Source organism: Streptomyces caeruleatus, assembly GCF_001514235.1.
In the GTDB taxonomy this organism is placed as follows: domain Bacteria; phylum Actinomycetota; class Actinomycetes; order Streptomycetales; family Streptomycetaceae; genus Streptomyces; species Streptomyces caeruleatus.
This window is the reverse complement of the sequence record NZ_KQ948927.1, coordinates 381,074-398,266: the sequence shown is the minus strand read 5'-3', so window position 1 is coordinate 398,266 and position 17,193 is coordinate 381,074. Positions and strand designations below refer to the sequence as shown.

The 17,193-nt window shown below is 73.0% G+C and carries 18 protein-coding genes; 7 read left to right on the top strand and 11 right to left on the bottom strand.

Annotated elements, in window-relative coordinates; translation table 11 throughout:
* The first annotated feature begins 159 nt into the window (after window positions 1-159).
* From AQJ67_RS14160 to AQJ67_RS14130, 7 genes are read left to right on the top strand one after another with little or no spacing between them, the layout of a single operon-like run.
* Complete coding sequence (locus AQJ67_RS14160) at window positions 160-1,227, top strand: ADP-ribosylglycohydrolase family protein (protein WP_062719060.1); 1,068 nt, start codon at window positions 160-162, stop codon at window positions 1,225-1,227.
* Entirely contained in the window at window positions 1,224-2,750 is a 1,527-nt protein-coding gene (locus AQJ67_RS14155; RefSeq protein WP_062719059.1) for an ADP-ribosylglycohydrolase family protein, read from the top strand. Before AQJ67_RS14160 ends, AQJ67_RS14155 begins: the two co-directional genes overlap by 4 nt.
* Before the next feature lie 8 nt (window positions 2,751-2,758).
* The gene (locus AQJ67_RS14150) at window positions 2,759-3,934 is read left to right on the top strand and encodes an ADP-ribosylglycohydrolase family protein (protein WP_062719058.1); all 1,176 of its coding nucleotides are present in this window, start codon (window positions 2,759-2,761) and stop codon (window positions 3,932-3,934) included.
* The gene (locus AQJ67_RS14145; RefSeq protein ID WP_062719057.1) at window positions 3,922-5,310 is read left to right on the top strand and encodes an ADP-ribosylglycohydrolase family protein; all 1,389 of its coding nucleotides are present in this window, start codon (window positions 3,922-3,924) and stop codon (window positions 5,308-5,310) included. Before AQJ67_RS14150 ends, AQJ67_RS14145 begins: the two co-directional genes overlap by 13 nt.
* The gene (gene rbsK, locus AQJ67_RS14140; protein WP_062719056.1) at window positions 5,307-6,200 is read left to right on the top strand and encodes a ribokinase; all 894 of its coding nucleotides are present in this window, start codon (window positions 5,307-5,309) and stop codon (window positions 6,198-6,200) included. Before AQJ67_RS14145 ends, rbsK begins: the two co-directional genes overlap by 4 nt.
* The gene (locus AQJ67_RS14135) at window positions 6,197-7,408 is read left to right on the top strand and encodes a CaiB/BaiF CoA transferase family protein (RefSeq protein ID WP_062719055.1); all 1,212 of its coding nucleotides are present in this window, start codon (window positions 6,197-6,199) and stop codon (window positions 7,406-7,408) included. The genes rbsK and AQJ67_RS14135 overlap by 4 nt, the downstream gene beginning before the upstream one ends.
* Window positions 7,405-8,238 (top strand): HpcH/HpaI aldolase/citrate lyase family protein, encoded by an 834-nt coding sequence (locus AQJ67_RS14130; RefSeq protein ID WP_062719054.1) that lies wholly within the window; start codon window positions 7,405-7,407, stop codon window positions 8,236-8,238. Before AQJ67_RS14135 ends, AQJ67_RS14130 begins: the two co-directional genes overlap by 4 nt.
* A gap of 78 nt (window positions 8,239-8,316) precedes the next feature.
* Here the strand turns inward: AQJ67_RS14130 and lgt are convergent, their stop codons facing one another.
* The 11 genes from lgt to hisI all read right to left on the bottom strand — a co-directional run bounded on the left by lgt (window position 8,317) and on the right by hisI (window position 17,177).
* Window positions 8,317-9,273, bottom strand: a complete 957-nt coding sequence (gene lgt / locus AQJ67_RS14125) for a prolipoprotein diacylglyceryl transferase (protein WP_062719053.1) — start codon at window positions 9,271-9,273, stop codon at window positions 8,317-8,319.
* 97 nt (window positions 9,274-9,370) lie between these two features.
* A complete protein-coding gene (locus AQJ67_RS14120) occupies window positions 9,371-10,147 on the bottom strand; it encodes a DsbA family protein (protein ID WP_062719052.1) in 777 nt (258 codons plus the stop codon).
* A 112-nt stretch (window positions 10,148-10,259) separates the two neighbouring features.
* On the bottom strand, window positions 10,260-11,078 hold the full coding sequence (gene trpA / locus AQJ67_RS14115; RefSeq protein ID WP_062719051.1) for a tryptophan synthase subunit alpha: 819 nt from the start codon (window positions 11,076-11,078) through the stop codon (window positions 10,260-10,262).
* Window positions 11,075-12,361 carry a tryptophan synthase subunit beta gene (gene trpB / locus AQJ67_RS14110; RefSeq protein WP_062719050.1) on the bottom strand — a complete coding sequence of 429 codons (1,287 nt, stop codon included), beginning with the start codon at window positions 12,359-12,361 and terminating at the stop codon, window positions 11,075-11,077. Before trpB ends, trpA begins: the two co-directional genes overlap by 4 nt.
* Window positions 12,362-12,420: 59 nt before the next feature.
* Window positions 12,421-12,663: a tryptophan biosynthesis modulator TrpM gene (gene trpM / locus AQJ67_RS45040; protein ID WP_079055955.1), complete on the bottom strand. Its 243-nt coding sequence runs from the start codon at window positions 12,661-12,663 to the stop codon at window positions 12,421-12,423.
* 21 nt (window positions 12,664-12,684) lie between these two features.
* Entirely contained in the window at window positions 12,685-13,494 is an 810-nt protein-coding gene (gene trpC / locus AQJ67_RS14105; RefSeq protein WP_062719049.1) for an indole-3-glycerol phosphate synthase TrpC, read from the bottom strand.
* A 135-nt stretch (window positions 13,495-13,629) separates the two neighbouring features.
* The gene (locus AQJ67_RS14100) at window positions 13,630-14,076 is read right to left on the bottom strand and encodes a DUF2752 domain-containing protein (RefSeq protein ID WP_062719354.1); all 447 of its coding nucleotides are present in this window, start codon (window positions 14,074-14,076) and stop codon (window positions 13,630-13,632) included.
* A 101-nt stretch (window positions 14,077-14,177) separates the two neighbouring features.
* Window positions 14,178-14,423 (bottom strand): HGxxPAAW family protein, encoded by a 246-nt coding sequence (locus tag AQJ67_RS14095; RefSeq protein WP_062719048.1) that lies wholly within the window; start codon window positions 14,421-14,423, stop codon window positions 14,178-14,180.
* A 124-nt stretch (window positions 14,424-14,547) separates the two neighbouring features.
* On the bottom strand, window positions 14,548-15,186 hold the full coding sequence (locus tag AQJ67_RS14090) for a TIGR02234 family membrane protein (RefSeq protein WP_062719047.1): 639 nt from the start codon (window positions 15,184-15,186) through the stop codon (window positions 14,548-14,550).
* An 81-nt stretch (window positions 15,187-15,267) separates the two neighbouring features.
* Window positions 15,268-16,755 carry an anthranilate synthase component I gene (locus AQJ67_RS14085; RefSeq protein WP_062719046.1) on the bottom strand — a complete coding sequence of 496 codons (1,488 nt, stop codon included), beginning with the start codon at window positions 16,753-16,755 and terminating at the stop codon, window positions 15,268-15,270.
* Window positions 16,756-16,766: 11 nt separating this feature from the next.
* Window positions 16,767-17,177 carry a phosphoribosyl-AMP cyclohydrolase gene (gene hisI, locus AQJ67_RS14080; protein WP_062719045.1) on the bottom strand — a complete coding sequence of 137 codons (411 nt, stop codon included), beginning with the start codon at window positions 17,175-17,177 and terminating at the stop codon, window positions 16,767-16,769.
* Window positions 17,178-17,193 lie beyond the last annotated feature (16 nt).

Genomic DNA, 17,193 nt, shown 5'->3' with positions numbered 1-17,193 from the left:
CCTGCGGTTTTCCCTTAGAACGCTCATTCGTGTAGTGGGCTGCACAAATGTCGACCGGGTGACTCTGAGGCCTTCAAGGCTCAGGTCAACCGCCGACGGTGGGACATATCCACAAAGGTCTCCGCGCCCTGGGCGGAGCCCCCGGAGGAGAGGCCGCGCATGCCATCCATCGCCTGCATCCCCTCGGTCCCGGCGCCGGGGGACGCCGCCGAACTCCGCGAACGGGCGCGCGGCGCACTGCTGGGCCTGGCGGTCGGCGACGCGCTGGGCGCCCCCGCCGAGAACATGAAGCCCTCCGAGATCCGCGCCCGCTGGGGCCGCATCACGGGGTTCGTCACCGACAACCCCTCCGGTACGGACGACACCGAGTACGCGATCTTCTCCGGCCTCCTCCTCGCCCGCCACGGCTCGGCCCTCACCCCGGCCCATGTGGAGGCGGCCTGGCACGAGTGGATCGCGGACCGGGCGGAGGGCCCCTTCCGGGGCGCCGGCTTCAGCGAACGCGGCACGCTGGAGAACCTCCGCCGAGGCCTCGCGGCCCCCATCTCCGCCCAGCACCGCCACGCCTGGAGCGACGGCCTGGCCATGCGGGCGGCGCCCTTCGGCGTCTTCGCCGCGGGCCGCCCGGCGGAGGCGGCCCGCCTGGTGGCGATCGACGGCTCGGTGAGCCACGACGGCGAGGGCATCTACGGCGGCCAGGCGGTGGCGGCGGGCGTGGCGGCGGCGATGGCGGGGGCTCCGACGATCGCCGTGGTCGCCTCGGCCCTCGCGGTGGTCCCGGACGACTCCTGGACGGCCCGCTCGCTGCGCCGGGCGGTGGCGGTGGCCCACCGAGGCGAACGCGCGGTCCGCTCCGCGGTCGTCATCGGCGGCTACCCCTGGACCGACCTGGCCCCCGAGGCGGTCGCCCTGGCCTTCGGGGCGTACGCGGCGGCGGACGGCGACTTCGTCCAGGCGGTCCTCACGGCCGTGAACATGGGCCGCGACGCGGACACGACGGCAGCCGTGGCGGGCGCGCTGGCCGGCGCGACACAGGGCGCGCCGGCGATTCCCACGGAGTGGGCGACGGCGATCGGCCCGGCACGCGGCAGCTGCCTGCCGTCGATGGCCGGCCACCACGTACTGGACGTGGCGGAGCTCCTGGTGCCGGGCGAGGACAGGAAGTGGGTGACCGAAGGCCTCCCCGCGATCGAGGCCCCGACGCCGCGCACGGGGACCCCACGATGAGGCCACCAAGCCCTTGGGACGAGGGCACCTCCACGACAACCGCCCCCGAAGCCGAGCCCCCGCCGCCCGAACCCACGACCACCGACGACACGACTCCGACACCGCCGAACGAACCCACGACCACCAACAGCACGACCCTCACCCCGCCGAACGAACCGACGACCGCCAACCGCACGACTCGCACGCCGCCGAACGAACCGACGGCTGCCCACGGCATGACACTCACGCCGCCCAACCAACCCACGACTGCCCACGCCACGACACTCGCACCGCCCAACCAACCCGCGGCCGCCGACGGCGAGCAGGCCCCACTGGGGCCACCCGCACCCGACGACGAATGCCGCACGGGCGGTGCGGGTGGGAAACAAAGGGCCGAAGGCGAAGCCGAGGCCGAAACCGAGACCGAGCCCCGGCAACGCATCCTGGGCCTCCTGCTCGGCCTAGCCGCAGGCGACGCGGCCGGCTGGCCAGCCGCCCGCCACAGAGCCGCCCGCATGCCCGACTGGACCCGCCGCCTCACCCGCGAACTCGACACCTTCGCCGAACACAACGCCACCACCACCCTCCCCGTCCCCATCGCCCTCAACCAGCCCCCCGAACCCCTCCGCCTCGGCCCCTCCGACGACGCCGAATGGGCAGTCTTCGCCGCGGAAGCCGTACTCCGCGCCGGCGACGACACCACCCTCGGCGACCTCAGCCGTGAACGCCGCACAAGAGCCGCAATCGACCTCACCTGGAGCGCCCTGGCCGACGAGATCGCCGCCGCAGCGGACCGCGCCCCCGAGGTCGAGTCGGCCATCCTCCCCCTCCGCGCCCGCATCTCCGTCCGCGCCGGCCTCGGCAACCTCGCCACCGGTCTGCGCCCGCCCGCCACCGGACACGACAACCCGCACTACTTCGACGACGCGGCCTGCGTCAGGGCCTGCGTCCTCGCCGTCGCCCACCCCGGCGACCCCCACCGCGCCGCCGAGCTCGCCGAGTTCGACGCCCGCTACACCCAGGACGGCGACGGCGTCCACGGCGCGCGGGCGATGGCGGCGGCCGTGGCACTCGCCCTGACCGGCGCGGCGACGAAACCCTGCGTGGCCGCGGCCCTCGCCGAACTCCCCGAGGAGACGGAGATCGGCCGCAACGCCCGCCACGCACTGCACCTCGCACACTCCGCCGACAGCGCCTTCGCCCTGATCCCCCTCCTGGAACACCAGATCGTCGACCACGTCTACAGCTACGGCATCGCCGCCGCCGAGACCGTCCCGGTCGCCCTGGCCCTCACGGTCGCCGCGGACGGCCGTATCGCCGAGGCGGTCCCCGCGGCGGCGTGCCTCAGCCGGGTGGCCGACTCGGCACCGGCCCTGGCGGGGGCGCTGACCGGCGCGCTCGGCGGCGGTACGTCGATCCCGGCGACCTGGCGCGAGGCGTGCCGCACCCTCTCCGGCTGCGTACTCCCCCGGCTCACCGGCACCGACCTGGTGGAACTCGCCGGACTCCTGGAAGCCACGCAACCGGCCCGACCAGGAGGATGATTCGGGGCATGACGCCCAAAGCAGATGAAAGCAGTGGCCCGCGTCTCGATGAGCGGATCACCGGCGCCCTGGTCGGCGCGGCGGTCGGCGACGCCCTCGGCGGGCCGGTGGAGGGCTACTCCCCCGACCAGATCCTCCAGCGCCACGGCGGCCGCGTCCACGGCATCGTCGGCCCCTGGAACGGCGACGCCTGGCGCACGGCCCGCCCCATCGCGCCGTACCACAAGGGCGACGGGCACGTCACCGACGACACCTTGCTGACCCACGCGCTGGTACGGGCGTACGCCACGGTCCGCGACCACCTCGACGCGTACGCCCTCGCCGACCACCTGGTCCCGGACCTGATGACCAACCCGCGCTGGATCCCGGAGCTGGAGGCGGAGGCCCTCCCCCTGCACCGTGTCTTCCTCGCGGAGAAATGGCTGGTCACCCGCCTCCACTACGGCCATGTGGACCCGCGCGAGGCCGGCGTCGGCAACATCGTCAACTGCGGTGCCGCGATGTACATGGCCCCGGTCGGCCTGGTCAACGCGGCCGACCCGAGGGCCGCGTACGCCGAGGCCCTGGACATCGCGGGCGCGCACCAGTCGTCGTACGGCCGTGAGGCGGCGGGTGTCCTCGCGGCGGCGGTGGCGGCGGCGTGCGCACCCGGGGCGACACCGGACTCGGTCGTCGCGGCGTGTCTGTCCCTGGCGAAGGACGGGACGCGGGCGGCGATCGAGACGGTCTGCGACACGGCGGCCCGGTACACGGACTTCGAATCGGCCCTCGCCCCGCTCCGGGCGGCCGTCACCCCGTACGACACGGTGGGCCCCGACTACCGGCAGCCGTCCCTCGGCGCCCGCCGCCCCTCCCGTCTGCACGCCATCGAGGAACTCCCCGTCGCCCTGGGCATGTTGGTGGTCGCGAACGGCGACTTCCGCCACGCGGTCCTGGGCGCGGTGAACTACGGCCGTGACTGCGACTCGATCGCGACGATGGCCGGCGCCGTGGCCGGCGCGCTGGGCTCGCCGGTCCCCGAGGACTGGTCGAAGGCGGTCGCGGAGGCCAGCCGCCTCGACCTGTGGGAGCCGCCCCGCACGCTGACCGAGGTCGCGAGGGAGATCCACGCCCGGGACGTGGACCGCCGCCGGGCCCACGAGGCGGCGTTCGGCGCGCTGGAGGGCCGACCATGCTCCGACTGACCTGGGTCCAGCCGGAGGACCTGCTCGGGCACGAGTTGCGCCAGGCGGCGCTGGACGGCCGGGAGCCGGCGAGGATCGCGGAGCGATGGCGGGCGGCGGGCGGTGCGCAGGCCCCGCTGCGGGCCGGGGCGTCGACGGACCCGGCGTCGAGGTATCTGCGGACGCTCGCGGAGGACCTGCTGGACGAACTGGCGGACCTGCCCAGCCGGTTGAAGGACGACGAGCCGACGGACCTGGAGACGATCAAGTCCCTGTGCCCGCACTGGCCGCCCCGTCCTGCCGTCGCCGCCACCGCATCCCCCGAGGCCACCCGCTACGAAGCCGCCTGGCTCGGCCGGGCCGTCGGATGTCTCCTGGGCAAGCCCGTGGAGAAGCTTCCCCTGGAAGCCATCCGCCACCTGGCCGGATCCACCGGCAACTGGCCCCTGACCAGCTACTTCACCGCCCGTGGCGTCCCCGCCGACCTCCTCGCCGCCCACCCCTGGAACCGCCGCTCGGCCGCCACCTCCCTGGCCGAGAACATCGACGGCATGCCCGAGGACGACGACCTCAACTACCCCCTTCTCAACCTCCTCCTGCTCCAGCGCCACGGCAGGGCCTTCACCACCACGGACGTGGCCCGCCTCTGGCTCGACGAACTGCCGGCCGGCCGCACCTTCACCGCCGAACGCGTCGCCTACCGCAACCTCCTCACCGGCATCGAACCCCCGCACACGGCCCGCCACCGCAACCCGTTCCGCGAGTGGATCGGCGCGCTGATCCGCGCGGACGTCCACGGCTGGACCAACCCCGGCGACCCGGCCGCCGCGGCCGAACAGGCCCACCGCGACGCCACTCTCACCCACACCGCCAACGGCGTCTACGCGGCGATGTTCACGGCGGCCGTCATCGCCCAGGCGGCGACAGCGACCGGCCCCGACGCCGTCCACGCCTGCCTGCGCACCGGTCTCACGGTGGTCCCCCCGAACTCCCGCCTGGCCCGAGCCGTCCAGCACGCCGTCGGACTGGCCCGCGGCCACGCCGACTTCGACACGGTCGTCGACACACTGCACGCCACGCACGCGCCCACCCACCACTGGGTGCACGCCGTCCCCAACACCGCCCTGATCGCCGCCGCCCTCACCCACGCCGACGGCGACTTCACGGGCTCCATCTGCCGTGCCGTGTCGGGCGGTTGGGACACCGACTCGAACGGCGCGACGGCAGGCAGCGTCGCCGCCCTCCTCGCCGGCTCCCCCGCCGCGCTCCCCGACCACTGGACGGCCCCCCTCAAGAACCGCCTCACCAGCTCGGTCGCCGACTTCAACGGCACCGGCTTCGACGCCCTGGCCCACCTCACCCATGAGCTCACGCCCCCGGAGGCCACTCGCCCATGACCGACATCGTCGTGCTCGGCAGCACGAACATGGACCTCGTCACCTATGTCGCCAAAGCCCCGCAGCGCGGCGAGACCGTGACGGGACGGGAGTTCCGTACGGTCCCCGGCGGCAAGGGCGCCAACCAGGCCATCGCCGCCGCCCGCGCCGGCGGCAACGTCTCGATGATCGGCGCCGTCGGCAACGACGCCTTCGGCACCCGCCTGCGCTCCACCCTGGAGCACTCCGGCGTGGACACCGACGACCTGCGCACCGTCGAGGGCCCGTCCGGCACCGCGCACATCGTCGTGGACGACGAGGGCGGCAACGCCATCGTCGTGATCCCCGGCGCGAACGGCACCCTCGACCACCTCAGCCCCGGCGACGAGGGCGTCATCGCCTCCGCCGACACCCTGCTGCTCCAGCTGGAGATCCCGATCGCGGCGGTCCTCGCCGGCGCCCAGGCGGCCCGCCGCCACGACGTCCGTACGATTCTCACGCCGTCCCCCGCCCAGCCGCTGCCGGACGAACTCTTCGCCGCCGTGGACCTGTTGGTGCCGAACGAGCACGAGGCGACCACCCTCACCGGCCGCACCGACCCCCGGGAGGCCGCCGTCGGACTGCTCGACCTGGTGCCCGCGGTCGTCGTCACCCTGGGCGCGGCCGGCAGCCTGTACGTCAGCCGGGACACCGATCCGGTGACCGTGCCCGCCCCGGAGGTCACCGCCGTCGACTCGACCGGCGCCGGCGACACCTTCGTCGGCGCCCTCGCGGTGGCGCTCGGCGAAGGACGGCCCATGCTCGACGCCCTGGCCTGGGCGGCGGAGGCGGCCGCGCTGTCGGTGCAGCGGGAGGGCGCCACGGTGTCGATGCCGTACCGCCCCGAGATCGAGGAGCGGCACGCCTCATGAACGCGTCCGGAACCCGGTCCGCCGACGCCCCGCTGACCGGCCTGCGCGTCCTGGACCTCGCCACCCTGTTCGCCGGCCCCCTGGCCGCCACGATGCTCGGCGACTTCGGCGCGGAGGTCGTCAAGGTCGAGCACCCCGAGAAACCGGACCCCTCGCGGGGGCACGGTCCGTCGAAGGACGGGGTGGGCCTGTGGTGGAAGGTACTCGGCCGCAACAAGCGCACCATCGCCCTGAACCTCTCCAGGCCGGGCGGCCGCGCCACCCTGCTCCGCCTGGCCGCGACCGCGGACGTCGTCATCGAGAACTTCCGCCCGGGCACCCTGGAGAAATGGGACCTCGGCTGGCCCGAGCTCTCCGCCGTCAACCCCCGTCTGGTCCTCACCCGCGTCACCGGCTTCGGCCAGTTCGGCCCCGCCGCCCATCGCCCCGGCTTCGGCACCCTCGCCGAGGCGATGAGCGGCTTCGCCGCGCTCACCGGCGAACCGGACGCACCCCCGACCCTGCCGCCCTTCGGCCTGGCCGACTCCATCGCGGGCCTCGCGACCGCGTACGCGGTGATGACGGCACTGGCCGCGCGCGAGCGCACCGGCGAGGGCCAGGTCGTCGACATGGCCCTCATCGAGCCGATGCTGCTGGCCCTCGGCCCCCAGCCCACCTGGTACGACCAGCTCGGCTACGTCCAGGAACGCACCGGCAACCGCTCCGCCAACAACGCCCCACGCAACACCTACCGCACCGCCGACGGCACCTGGGTCGCCGTCTCCACCTCGGCCCAGTCGATCGCCGAACGCGTGATGCACCTGGTGGGGCGCCCCGACCTGATCGACGAACCCTGGTTCGCGACCGGCGCCGACCGGGCCCGCCACGCCGACGTCCTCGACAAAGCGGTCGGCGACTGGATCGCCCGCCACACCCGCGCCGACGTCCTCGCGGCCTTCGAGAAGGCGGAGGCGGCCGTGGCCCCGATCCAGGACGTCCGGGACGTGATGACCGACCCCCAGTACGCGGCCCTCGGCACCCTCACCACCGTCGACGACCCCGAGCTGGGCCCGCTGCGCATGCAGAACGTCCTGTTCCGCCTCTCGGCCACCCCCGGCACGATCCGCTGGGCCGGCCGCCCGCACGGCGCGGACAGCGCCGAGATCCTCACCGGCCTGGGTCTGACCCCCGCCGAACTGGCGGCCCTGCGCGAGGAGGGCAGCCTGTGACACGGTTCCCGCTGACCTGGCTGTACGCCCCCGGCGACCGCCCCCATGTGGTGGCCAAGGCCCTGACGTCCGGCGCCGACATCGTCATCGTCGACCTGGAGGACGCGGTCGCCCCGGACCGCAAGGACTACGCCCGGTCGGCCACCGCCGACCTGCTCTCCGAACCGGACCACCCCGTCCCCGTCCACGTCCGGGTGAACGCCCTGGACACCCAGGCCGCGGCGAAGGACCTGGAGGCGCTGGCCACCCGCCCCGGCCTGTCCGGCATCCGGCTGCCCAAGGTGCGCTCCGCCGACCAGATCGTGCGCCTCGCGGAGACCACCCCGCCGAGCGCGGGCGGCGCCCCACCGCTGCACGCCCTGCTGGAGTCGGCCCTGGCCATCGAGCGGGCGTACGCCATCGCCTCCGCCCACCCGTCCCTGCGCGGCATCGCCCTCGGCGAGGCGGACCTACGGGCCGACCTGGGCATCCGGGGCGACGCGGGCCTCGACTGGTCCCGTTCCCGCGTCGTCGTGGCGGCCAGGGCGGCAGGGCTGCCGCCACCGCCCCAGACGGTCCACCCCGACATCCGCGACCTGGAGGGCCTCGCCGCGACCTGCGCCCACGGCCGAGCCCTCGGCTTCCTCGGCCGTGCGGCCATCCATCCCCGCCAGCTCCCAGTGATCGAACGGGCCTACCTCCCCACGGAGGAGGAGCTGCAACAGGCGGAGACGATCATCAAGGCGGCGGCGACGAACCAGGGCGCACAGGCCCTGCCGGACGGCAGCTTCATCGACGCGGCGGTGGTGGCGACGGCGCAGCGGACCCTGTCCCTGGTGCGCCGCGGCTGATCACCCCCTCTTTCCTCCCACACACAACGGAGGGCGCCCGGTAAGCACCGAGCGCCCTCATCGCCGTACGGCTGTGCCTCACGTCTTCTTCGACGACCCGGCTTCGTCCTTGACGTCGTCCTTCACGTCGGTCTCGGCCTCGGTCTGGTCGTCGCCGTCGGCGGCCTGGTCCTCATCGGACGCCTCGGCCTCACCGTCGGCTCCACCGCCGGAGGCAGACGCTCCCGGCTCGACGACCTCTTCCCGGCCCGGCCGCTTCTTCGCCGACACCACGAGGTACGTCACCGCCAGCAGGAACACGATCAGCGCGGTCCAGACGTTCAGCCGCACGCCCAGGATGTGGTGGGCGTCGTCGACCCGCATGTACTCGATCCACGCGCGGCCCGAGCAGTACGCGGCGACGTACAGCGCGAACGCCCGTCCGTGGCCCAGCTTGAACCGGCGGTCGGCCCAGATCACCAGCAGGGCGACGCCGATGCACCACAGCGACTCGTAGAGGAACGTCGGGTGGTAGGTGCCCGGCACCCGTCCGTCCGTGGAGGAGGTGATCTCCAGCGCCCAGGGGAGGTCGGTCCGGCGCCCGTACAGCTCCTGGTTGAACCAGTTGCCCCAGCGCCCGATGGCCTGCGCGAGGGCGATGCCGGGGGCGATGGCGTCGGCGTACGCGGGCAGCGGGATGCCACGACGGCGACATCCGATCCACGCGCCCACGGCGCCGAGCGCGATGGCGCCCCAGATGCCGAGGCCGCCCTCCCAGATCTTGAACGCGTCCACCCAGTCACGGCCCTCGCTGAAGTACAGCTCGTAGTCCGTGATCACGTGGTAGAGGCGTCCGCCGACCAGGCCGAACGGGACGGCCCAGACCGCGATGTCGGCCACCGTGCCGGCCCGCCCGCCCCGGGCGATCCAGCGTTTGTTGCCGAGCCAGACGGCTACGAAGACACCGATGATGATGCAGAAGGCGTAGCCGCGCAGCGGAATGGGACCGAGGTGGATCACCCCGCGCGACGGGCTGGGAATGTAGGCAAGTTCCATGGCAAGGTCGACGCTACCCTGCCGGGCGGCAGCGATGGCAGGCAGCCCGGCTACGGGTCCATAACAGGCAGCGCCCGAAGTCGGCCCCGGGCGGGGCTCATCCCTTGGCGGCCTCCTCCACCATCTGCTTCAGCTTGGCCGGCGTCATCGTCTGGTCCTGGTAGATGTTCTTGCCGTTCAGCAGGACCGTCGGCGTGCCGCTGAAGCCGCCCTTCTTGAACGCCTCGTTGGACTTGTTGACCCAGCTGTTGTGGGTGCCGTCCTCGACGCACTTGCGGAAGGCGGGCGTGTCCAGGCCGTCGACCTTGGCCGCGAGCTCCAGCAGCTTGCTGTTCTTGGCGAAGGCGTCGTCCTGCTCGGGCGGCTGGTTCCGGTAGAGCACGTCGTGGTACGGCGTGAACTTTCCGGCGTCCTGGGCGCAGGCCGCGGCGTTCGCCGCGTTGCGCGAGCCGGTGCCGCCCATGCCGCCGTCGATGATCGTCGCCAGGTGGTAGTCGACTCTGAGCTTGCCGGCGTCCGTCAGCTCGTGGATCGTCGACCGGTACGCCTCCTCGAAGGACTTGCAGGCCGGGCAGCGGAAGTCCTCCCAGACCGTGAGCGTCGACTTGGCGCTCTCCTCGCCGACCGGGATCGCGAGGCCGTCCTTGCCCTGCGCTCCCGAGGGCCCCACGACCGGCCCGGCCGAGTCACTGCTGTCGTCCTTGCCGGCGTTCGCCGCGACGACTCCGATCACCGCCGCGAGTCCCAGCACGCAGACGACGCTCGCGCCGACGATCAGCGCGCGGCGCCGCTTGTCGGCGGCCTTCTGCTTGTCACGCTCGGCCGCCAGCCGCTCCCGGGCGGTCCGCTTTCCGTCACGATTCTTTTCGCTCACACCCGCAGAACGAACCGGGGAGGCGCAGCGCGCCTCCCCGGTCTCAGGTCCACCCGTTCGAGCGAGTCGTACGGAAGGCCCTTCTTCTGAAGATCTTTCACCCCTGAAGGTGTTACGCCTGGCCGCGCACGCCCTTCGCCAGGTCACCGGCGAGCGCGCGGACGGCCTCGACACCGGCCGCGTCGTCCGGCGCGTCCAGCATGCACTTGACGAAGGCCGAGCCGACGATCACGCCGTCGGCGAAGCCGGCGACCTCGGCGGCCTGCTCGGCGTTGGAGACGCCGAGCCCGACGCAGACCGGCAGGTCGGTGCCGGTGGCGCGGGTGCGTTCGACCAGGTCCTGGGCCTGCGCGCCCACGGACTCGCGGGTGCCGGTGACGCCCATCAGCGAGGCGGCGTAGACGAACCCGCTGCCCGCCGCGGTGATCTGCGCGAGCCGCTCGTCCTTGCTGCTGGGCGCCACGACGAAGACCGTCGCGAGTCCGTGCTTCTCGGCGTGCTCCCTCCACAGCGCCGACTCCTGGACGGGCAGGTCGGGCAGGATGCAGCCCGCGCCACCGGCCTCGGCCAGCTCGGCGGTGAAGCGCTCGACGCCGTAGCGGTCGATGGGGTTCCAGTACGTCATGACGAGGATCGGCTTCCCGGTGGCCGCGTGGGCCTCCTTGACCGTCCGCATGACGTCCGCGATCTTGACGCCGCCGCGCAGGGCGATGTCGTCGGCGGTCTGGATGACGGGGCCGTCGAGGACGGGGTCGCTGTGCGGCAGCCCGACCTCCACGACGTCCGCGCCGCCGTCGAGGGCGGCCTTGATCGCCTCGATGCCGCCGTCCACGGTCGGGAACCCGGCCGGGAGGTAGGCCATGAGCGCGGAGCGGCCCTCGGCCCTGGCGGCGGCGAGGGTGTCGGACAGCAGCTGAATGTTCCCGCTCACTTGGCGTCCCCCTCGATCTCCGCGCCCGTGCCGGCCTCGTCCGCTGCGACGGCCGCGTCGGTGTCGTACAGGCCGAAGTACCGCGCGGCCGTGTCCATGTCCTTGTCACCGCGGCCGGACAGGTTGACGACGATCAGGCCGTCCTTGCCCAGTTCACGGCCGACCTCCAGGGCGCCCGCGAGCGCGTGGGCGCTCTCGATCGCCGGGATGATGCCCTCGGTGCGCGACAGCAGGCGCAGGGCCTGCATGGCCGCGTCGTCGGTGACCGCGCGGTACTCGCCGCGGCCGGAGTCCTTGAGGTAGGAGTGCTCCGGGCCGATGCCGGGGTAGTCCAGACCGGCCGAGATCGAGTACGGCTCGGTGATCTGGCCCTCCTCGTCCTGGAGGACGTAGGAGCGGGAGCCGTGCAGGATGCCGGGCTCGCCGGCGGTCAGCGTGGCCGCGTGCTCGCCGGTCTCGACGCCGTGCCCGGCGGGCTCGCAGCCGATGAGGCGTACGTCCGTGTCGGGGATGAAGGCATGGAAGAGGCCGATGGCGTTGGAGCCGCCGCCGACGCAGGCGACGGCCGCGTCGGGGAGACGTCCGGCGCGCTCCAGGAGCTGGCGGCGGGCCTCGACGCCGATGACGCGGTGGAAGTCGCGGACCATGGCGGGGAAGGGGTGCGGGCCGGCGACCGTACCGAAGAGGTAGTGGGTGCGGTCGACGTTGGCGACCCAGTCGCGGAACGCCTCGTTGATGGCGTCCTTCAGGGTGCGGCTGCCGGACTTCACGGCGATGACCTCGGCGCCGAGCATGCGCATGCGGGCCACGTTGAGGGCCTGGCGCTGGGTGTCGATCTCGCCCATGTAGATGGTGCAGTCGAGGCCGAACAGGGCGCAGGCCGTCGCCGTCGCGACGCCGTGCTGGCCCGCCCCGGTCTCCGCGATCACTCGGGTCTTGCCCATGCGCTTGGTGAGCAGGGCCTGGCCGAGGACGTTGTTGATCTTGTGGGAGCCGGTGTGGTTGAGGTCTTCCCGCTTCAGGAAGATCCGGGCGCCGCCCGCTTCCGCGGCGAAGCGGGGGACCTCGGTGAGGGAGCTGGGGCGGCCGGTGTAGTTGACCAGGAGGTCGTCGAGCTCGCGGGCGAACTCGGGGTCGTGCTTGGCCTTGTCGTACTCGACGGCCACCTCGTCGACGGCGGCGACGAGGGCCTCCGGGATGAACTTGCCGCCGAACGCGCCGAAGTAGCCTTCGGGGCTGGGGACTTGACCCTCCGGGTCGGGGATGAAGAAGTCGCTGGGCATGCGTGTACCTCACGGTGAGTTTGTGTTGAGTGCACTAATCGCCGTGGGGGCGGAGATGGTCAGGCGACCGCGGGCCGTGTGTGGCTGGTCGCGCCCGCGCGGCGGTAGCCGCAAATCAAACAGAGCCCCGCGCCCCTGGAGGGGCGCTGCCATCGGCGGCCGTTGACCTGCCCGGGTTCGTCACCGATGACGTACCTGACCCTGCGGCCGTGCACGCGGCGGGCCGGAGCACGGCAGCCTCGGGGACGGCAGCCGCGCGCGAGGCGGGCGTGCCGGTCCACGGTGGTCACGGTGAGAGTCATCGGGGTCAGCCTAGCGGGTGATCAGCCTCTGCCGTGGCGGAGCGCGGGGTGCTCGCCGGCCGCCACCAGGTCGGAGACCGCCGACTTCGGGTCCTTGCCCGTGACGAGGGACTCGCCGACCAGGACCGCGTCGGCGCCGGCGTTGGCGTAGGCGATGAGGTCGTGGGGGCCACGGACGCCCGATTCGGCGACCTTGACCAGGCCGGAGGGGATCTCGGGGGCGACGCGCTCGAAGGTGCCGCGGTCGACCTCGAGGGTCTTCAGGTTGCGCGCGTTGACTCCGATGATCTTGGCGCCCGCGTCGACGGCACGCTCGACCTCGTCCTCGTCGTGCACCTCGACCAGCGGGGTCAGGCCGATGGACACCGCGCGCTCGATCAGCGACTCCAGGGCCGACTGGTCGAGGGCCGCGACGATCAGCAGGGCGAGGTCGGCGCCGTACGCGCGGGCCTCCCACAGCTGATACGACGTGACGATGAAGTCCTTGCGCAGGACCGGGATGTCCACGCGGGCGCGGACGGCCTCCAGGTCGGCGAGCGAGCCGCCGAAGCGGCGCTGTTCGGTGAGGACGGAGATGACGGCCGCGCCGCCCGCCTCGTAGTCCGCGGCGAGGCCCGCCGGGTCGGCGATGGCGGCCAGCGCGCCCTTGGAGGGGCTGGAGCGCTTGACCTCGCAGATGACCTTGACGCCGTCGCCCTTGAGCGCGGCGACCCCGTCCTTGGCGGCGGGAGCCTTGGCCGCGCGCTCCTTGAGCTCGTCGAGGCTGACGCGCGCCTGCCGCTCCGCGAGGTCGGCACGGACTCCGTCGATGATCTCGTCGAGCACACTCACGCGAGCGGCCCCCTTCCAGACGGTTGGACTGTGAAAGCGGTACGAAACCTACGGTCACTCGATGGTATCCGGAGGAAGGCCAAGGCTTCGCATCCGGTTGACGGCAATCCCAGTACCTGGGCATTCTCCAGTTGATCAAGGGTGTAGCCAGCCACCGAACGGCAGGTTTCGGACAATCGTGAAGACCAGCAGCAACGCCCCCGCGGCCCACAGCTGCACGGGCCCGGGATCGATCCTGAACGGGCGTCCGCGCGCCGCCCGGACCACCCACACGGTCCACAGCACGGCGAAGAGCGCGTAGCCGACGACGGCGAGCGCGTTGTCCTGGAGCGCCGCGAGGAAGTCCCCGTGGACCACGGCGTGCGCGCTGCGCAGTCCGCCGCAGCCGGGGCAGTAGATGCCGGTGTACTGCAGGAGCGGGCAGGCGGGGTAGTGGCCCGGCTCGTTCGGGTCCACGGCGCCGACGTAGGCGAAGGCGCCGGCGACGGCCGCGAGGATCCCGGCGGGGACGGCCAGCCGCCGGACCCTGCCCTGCGGGCCGGGCCGCGTCACGCTCTGGCCGTGGGTGTTCACACCTCGCATTGTGCCCGGTGCGGGCGCCCACGCGCGCATGAGGGCGGCTTCCGGTACGTCGTGCACCGGTAGCCGCCCTCCGCGAGGTCGGACGAGACCGCCCTGTGGGATCAGCCCTGGACGTCCGCCGTCTCACGCTTCTCCGCGAGGAGCACGTGCGAGTCCTTGGGCTGGCCGAGGCCCATGCCGCGCATGACCCAGCCGACGACGCCGCCGAGGACCACGACCCCCAGGCCGGCCCAGAAGCCCGCGGGCTGCGCCATCACCATGAAGGCGCCCGAGACGCAGAAACCGATGAAGGCGATCGTGACACCGGTCCAGGCGGCCGGGGTGTGACCGTGGCTGCTGCCCGCCATTGCTTGCTCCTCTTGCTGTGTACGTGTTGTACGTGGGTGAGCCGGTCGCTCGCTGTCATTGTCCCGCACGCGCCCGCGCGCGGTGATCGGGGGTCACGGCCTGCCCGCCCCGGTCGGGTGCCGGTCAGCTCCGGGTCGGGTCCTCGCCCCGGTCGAGGGCCTTCCAGAGTTCCTCGGGGCGGTCGGGGTCGGCGGCCGGGGACCTGCGGGGCCGGGGGGCGCCGCCGCGCTCGTAGCGGCCGGACATGCCGGGCCACAGCCGGCCGTAGCGCAGGGCCAGCAGTCCGGCGAGCAGGATCAGGGCGCCGCCGACGGCCGCGACGTACGGCCAGGCGGTGTGGGTGAGGGCCTGGACGGTGGCCGAGGTGTCGCCGGAGGCCTGCGCGGCCTTCTCGTCCAGCGCGGAACTGTCGGAGGCGCCGAGCAGGGCGGCGGCGACGGTGCCGGCGCCGGAGAGCGCGAGCAGGGCGGCGACCATGAAGCGGCCTGCGCGGCGGACGGCGAAGACGGCGACGAGCGCGGCGAGCCCCACTATGGCCAGGGCCGCCGGGACGCCGGTGACGTCGCTGCCCTTGGCGATCAGGGGGAACGGGCCGCCGGCCACCGTCACGGTGCCCTCCGACCAGCGCTGCCGGGTCGAGAGCAGCGCGACGGCCGCGCCGAGCGCGCCGCACAGCAGGGCTACGGCGAGGCTCATACGGCCGGCCCGGGCGGAGCCGGGGGCCTCGGAACGGGGGTGCGGAACAGCAGTCACGTACTCCACTATCACCCGAACCCCGAGCGATCGGTCACCCGGGGTTCGGCTGAAGCGGCTACGGGGATCACCCGAGGCGGCCGCGAGGCCTCACTTGAGGCGGTTCGCGGTGTGGACGGCCCGGAGGACCGCCGCCGCCTTGTTCCGGCATTCGGTGTCCTCGGCGACCGGGTCCGAGTCGGCGACGATGCCCGCGCCCGCCTGGACGTAGGCCGTGCCGCCGCGCAGCAGGGCCGTACGGATGGCGATGGCGGTGTCGGAGTCGCCCGCGAAGTCGAGATAGCCGACGCAGCCGCCGTACAGCCCCCGGCGGGACGGTTCGAGTTCGTCGATGATCTGCATCGCCCGGGGCTTGGGCGCGCCGGAGAGGGTGCCGGCCGGGAAGCAGGCCGTCAGGACGTCGAAGGCCGTGCGGCCGGGTGCCACGCGTCCGGTGACGGTCGAGACGATGTGCATCACGTGCGAGTACCGCTCGATGGACATGAAGTCGACGACCTCGACCGAACCGGGTTCGCAGACCCGCCCCAGGTCGTTGCGGCCCAGGTCGACCAGCATCAGGTGCTCGGCGCGCTCCTTGGGGTCGGCGATGAGTTCGTCGGCGAGGGCCTGGTCCTCCTGCGGGGTGGCGCCGCGCCACCGGGTGCCGGCGATGGGGTGGACCATGGCCTGTCCGTCCTCGACCTTCACGAGGGCTTCGGGCGAGGACCCGACGACGTCGAAGCCGTCGAAGCGGAACAGGTACATGTACGGGGAGGGGTTGGTCGCCCGCAGTACCCGGTAGACGTCCAACGCGCTTGCCGTGCACGGTGTTTCGAAGCGCTGGGAGGGCACGACCTGGAAGGCCTCGCCGGCCCGGATGCGCTCCTTGATGTCCTCGACGGCCTCCTGGAAGTCCTCGCCGCCCCACAGCGCGGTGTACTCGGGGAGCTCGGAGGGGGGCAGGACGGCGGGCGGCTGGGCGACCGGGCGGGAGAGGTCGGCCTGCATGGCGTCGAGGCGGGCGACGGCGTCGGCGTAGGCCTCGTCGACGCCCGTATCGAGGTCGTTGTGGTTGATCGCGTTGGCGATCAGCAGGACCGAGCCCTCCCAGTGGTCCATGACGGCGAGGTCGCTGGTGAGCAGCATGGTCAGCTCGGGGAGTTTGAGGTCGTCCCGCTCGCCGGGGCCGATCTTCTCCAGGCGGCGCACGATGTCGTAGCCGAGGTAGCCGACCATGCCGCCGGTGAAGGGCGGCAGGCCCAGGTCGTGGGCGAGGTCGCGGGGGGTGTGCAGGGCCTCGATGGTGGCGCGCAGGGCGGCGAGCGGGTCGCCCTCGGCGGGGACGCCGACGGGCGGCGTACCGAGCCAGTGGGCCTGTCCGGCGCGCTCGGTGAGGGTCGCGGCGGAGCGGACGCCGACGAACGAGTAGCGGGACCAGGAGCGGCCGTTCTCCGCGGATTCCAGCAGGAACGTGCCCGGGCGCTCGGCGGCGAGCTTGCGGTAGAGGGCGACCGGGGTGTCGCCGTCGGCGAGGAGCTTGCGGGTGACCGGGATGACGCGCCGGTCGGTGGCCAGCTTGCGGAAGGTCTCTAGGTCCATGGCGGCTGACCCTACTGATCCGAGGCCGGTGCGCCGGAATCGGCGCCGTCCTTGAGCAGCACGTCCTCGTCGAAGCAGGTCCGCGCGCCCGTGTGGCAGGCGGCGCCGACCTGGTCGACCTTGACGAGCACGGTGTCGGCGTCGCAGTCGAGGGCGACGGACTTCACCCACTGGAAGTGGCCGGAGGTGTCACCCTTGACCCAGTACTCCCGGCGGCTGCGCGACCAGTAGGTGCAGCGGCCGGTGGTGAGCGTCCGATGCAGCGCCTCGTCGTCCATCCAGCCCAGCATCAGCACCTCTCCGGTGTCGTACTGCTGGGCGATGGCGGGCAGGAGCCCGTCCGCGGTGCGCTTGAGGCGTGCGGCGATCTCGGGGTCCAGCCCACTGGGGCGGCGGGGCGTGCTGGTGGTCATGCAAGCCATTGTGCCGCCTGCCACT

Excerpts from the sequence above, each read along its gene's own strand:
- AQJ67_RS14145 (WP_062719057.1), top strand. The coding sequence starts at position 3,922 with ATGCTCCGACTGACCTGGGTCCAGCCGGAGGACCTGCTCGGGCACGAG.
- lgt (WP_062719053.1), bottom strand. The coding sequence starts at position 9,273 with ATGGAACTTGCCTACATTCCCAGCCCGTCGCGCGGGGTGATCCACCTC.
- AQJ67_RS14160 (WP_062719060.1), top strand. The coding sequence starts at position 160 with ATGCCATCCATCGCCTGCATCCCCTCGGTCCCGGCGCCGGGGGACGCC.
- AQJ67_RS14085 (WP_062719046.1), bottom strand. The coding sequence starts at position 16,755 with ATGGACCTAGAGACCTTCCGCAAGCTGGCCACCGACCGGCGCGTCATC.
- AQJ67_RS14150 (WP_062719058.1), top strand. The coding sequence starts at position 2,759 with ATGACGCCCAAAGCAGATGAAAGCAGTGGCCCGCGTCTCGATGAGCGG.
- trpB (WP_062719050.1), bottom strand. The coding sequence starts at position 12,361 with ATGCCCAGCGACTTCTTCATCCCCGACCCGGAGGGTCAAGTCCCCAGC.
- AQJ67_RS14135 (WP_062719055.1), top strand. The coding sequence starts at position 6,197 with ATGAACGCGTCCGGAACCCGGTCCGCCGACGCCCCGCTGACCGGCCTG.
- AQJ67_RS14155 (WP_062719059.1), top strand. The coding sequence starts at position 1,224 with ATGAGGCCACCAAGCCCTTGGGACGAGGGCACCTCCACGACAACCGCC.
- AQJ67_RS14095 (WP_062719048.1), bottom strand. The coding sequence starts at position 14,423 with ATGGCGGGCAGCAGCCACGGTCACACCCCGGCCGCCTGGACCGGTGTC.
- hisI (WP_062719045.1), bottom strand. The coding sequence starts at position 17,177 with ATGGCTTGCATGACCACCAGCACGCCCCGCCGCCCCAGTGGGCTGGAC.
- rbsK (WP_062719056.1), top strand. The coding sequence starts at position 5,307 with ATGACCGACATCGTCGTGCTCGGCAGCACGAACATGGACCTCGTCACC.
- AQJ67_RS14100 (WP_062719354.1), bottom strand. The coding sequence starts at position 14,076 with ATGCGAGGTGTGAACACCCACGGCCAGAGCGTGACGCGGCCCGGCCCG.
- trpM (WP_079055955.1), bottom strand. The coding sequence starts at position 12,663 with ATGACTCTCACCGTGACCACCGTGGACCGGCACGCCCGCCTCGCGCGC.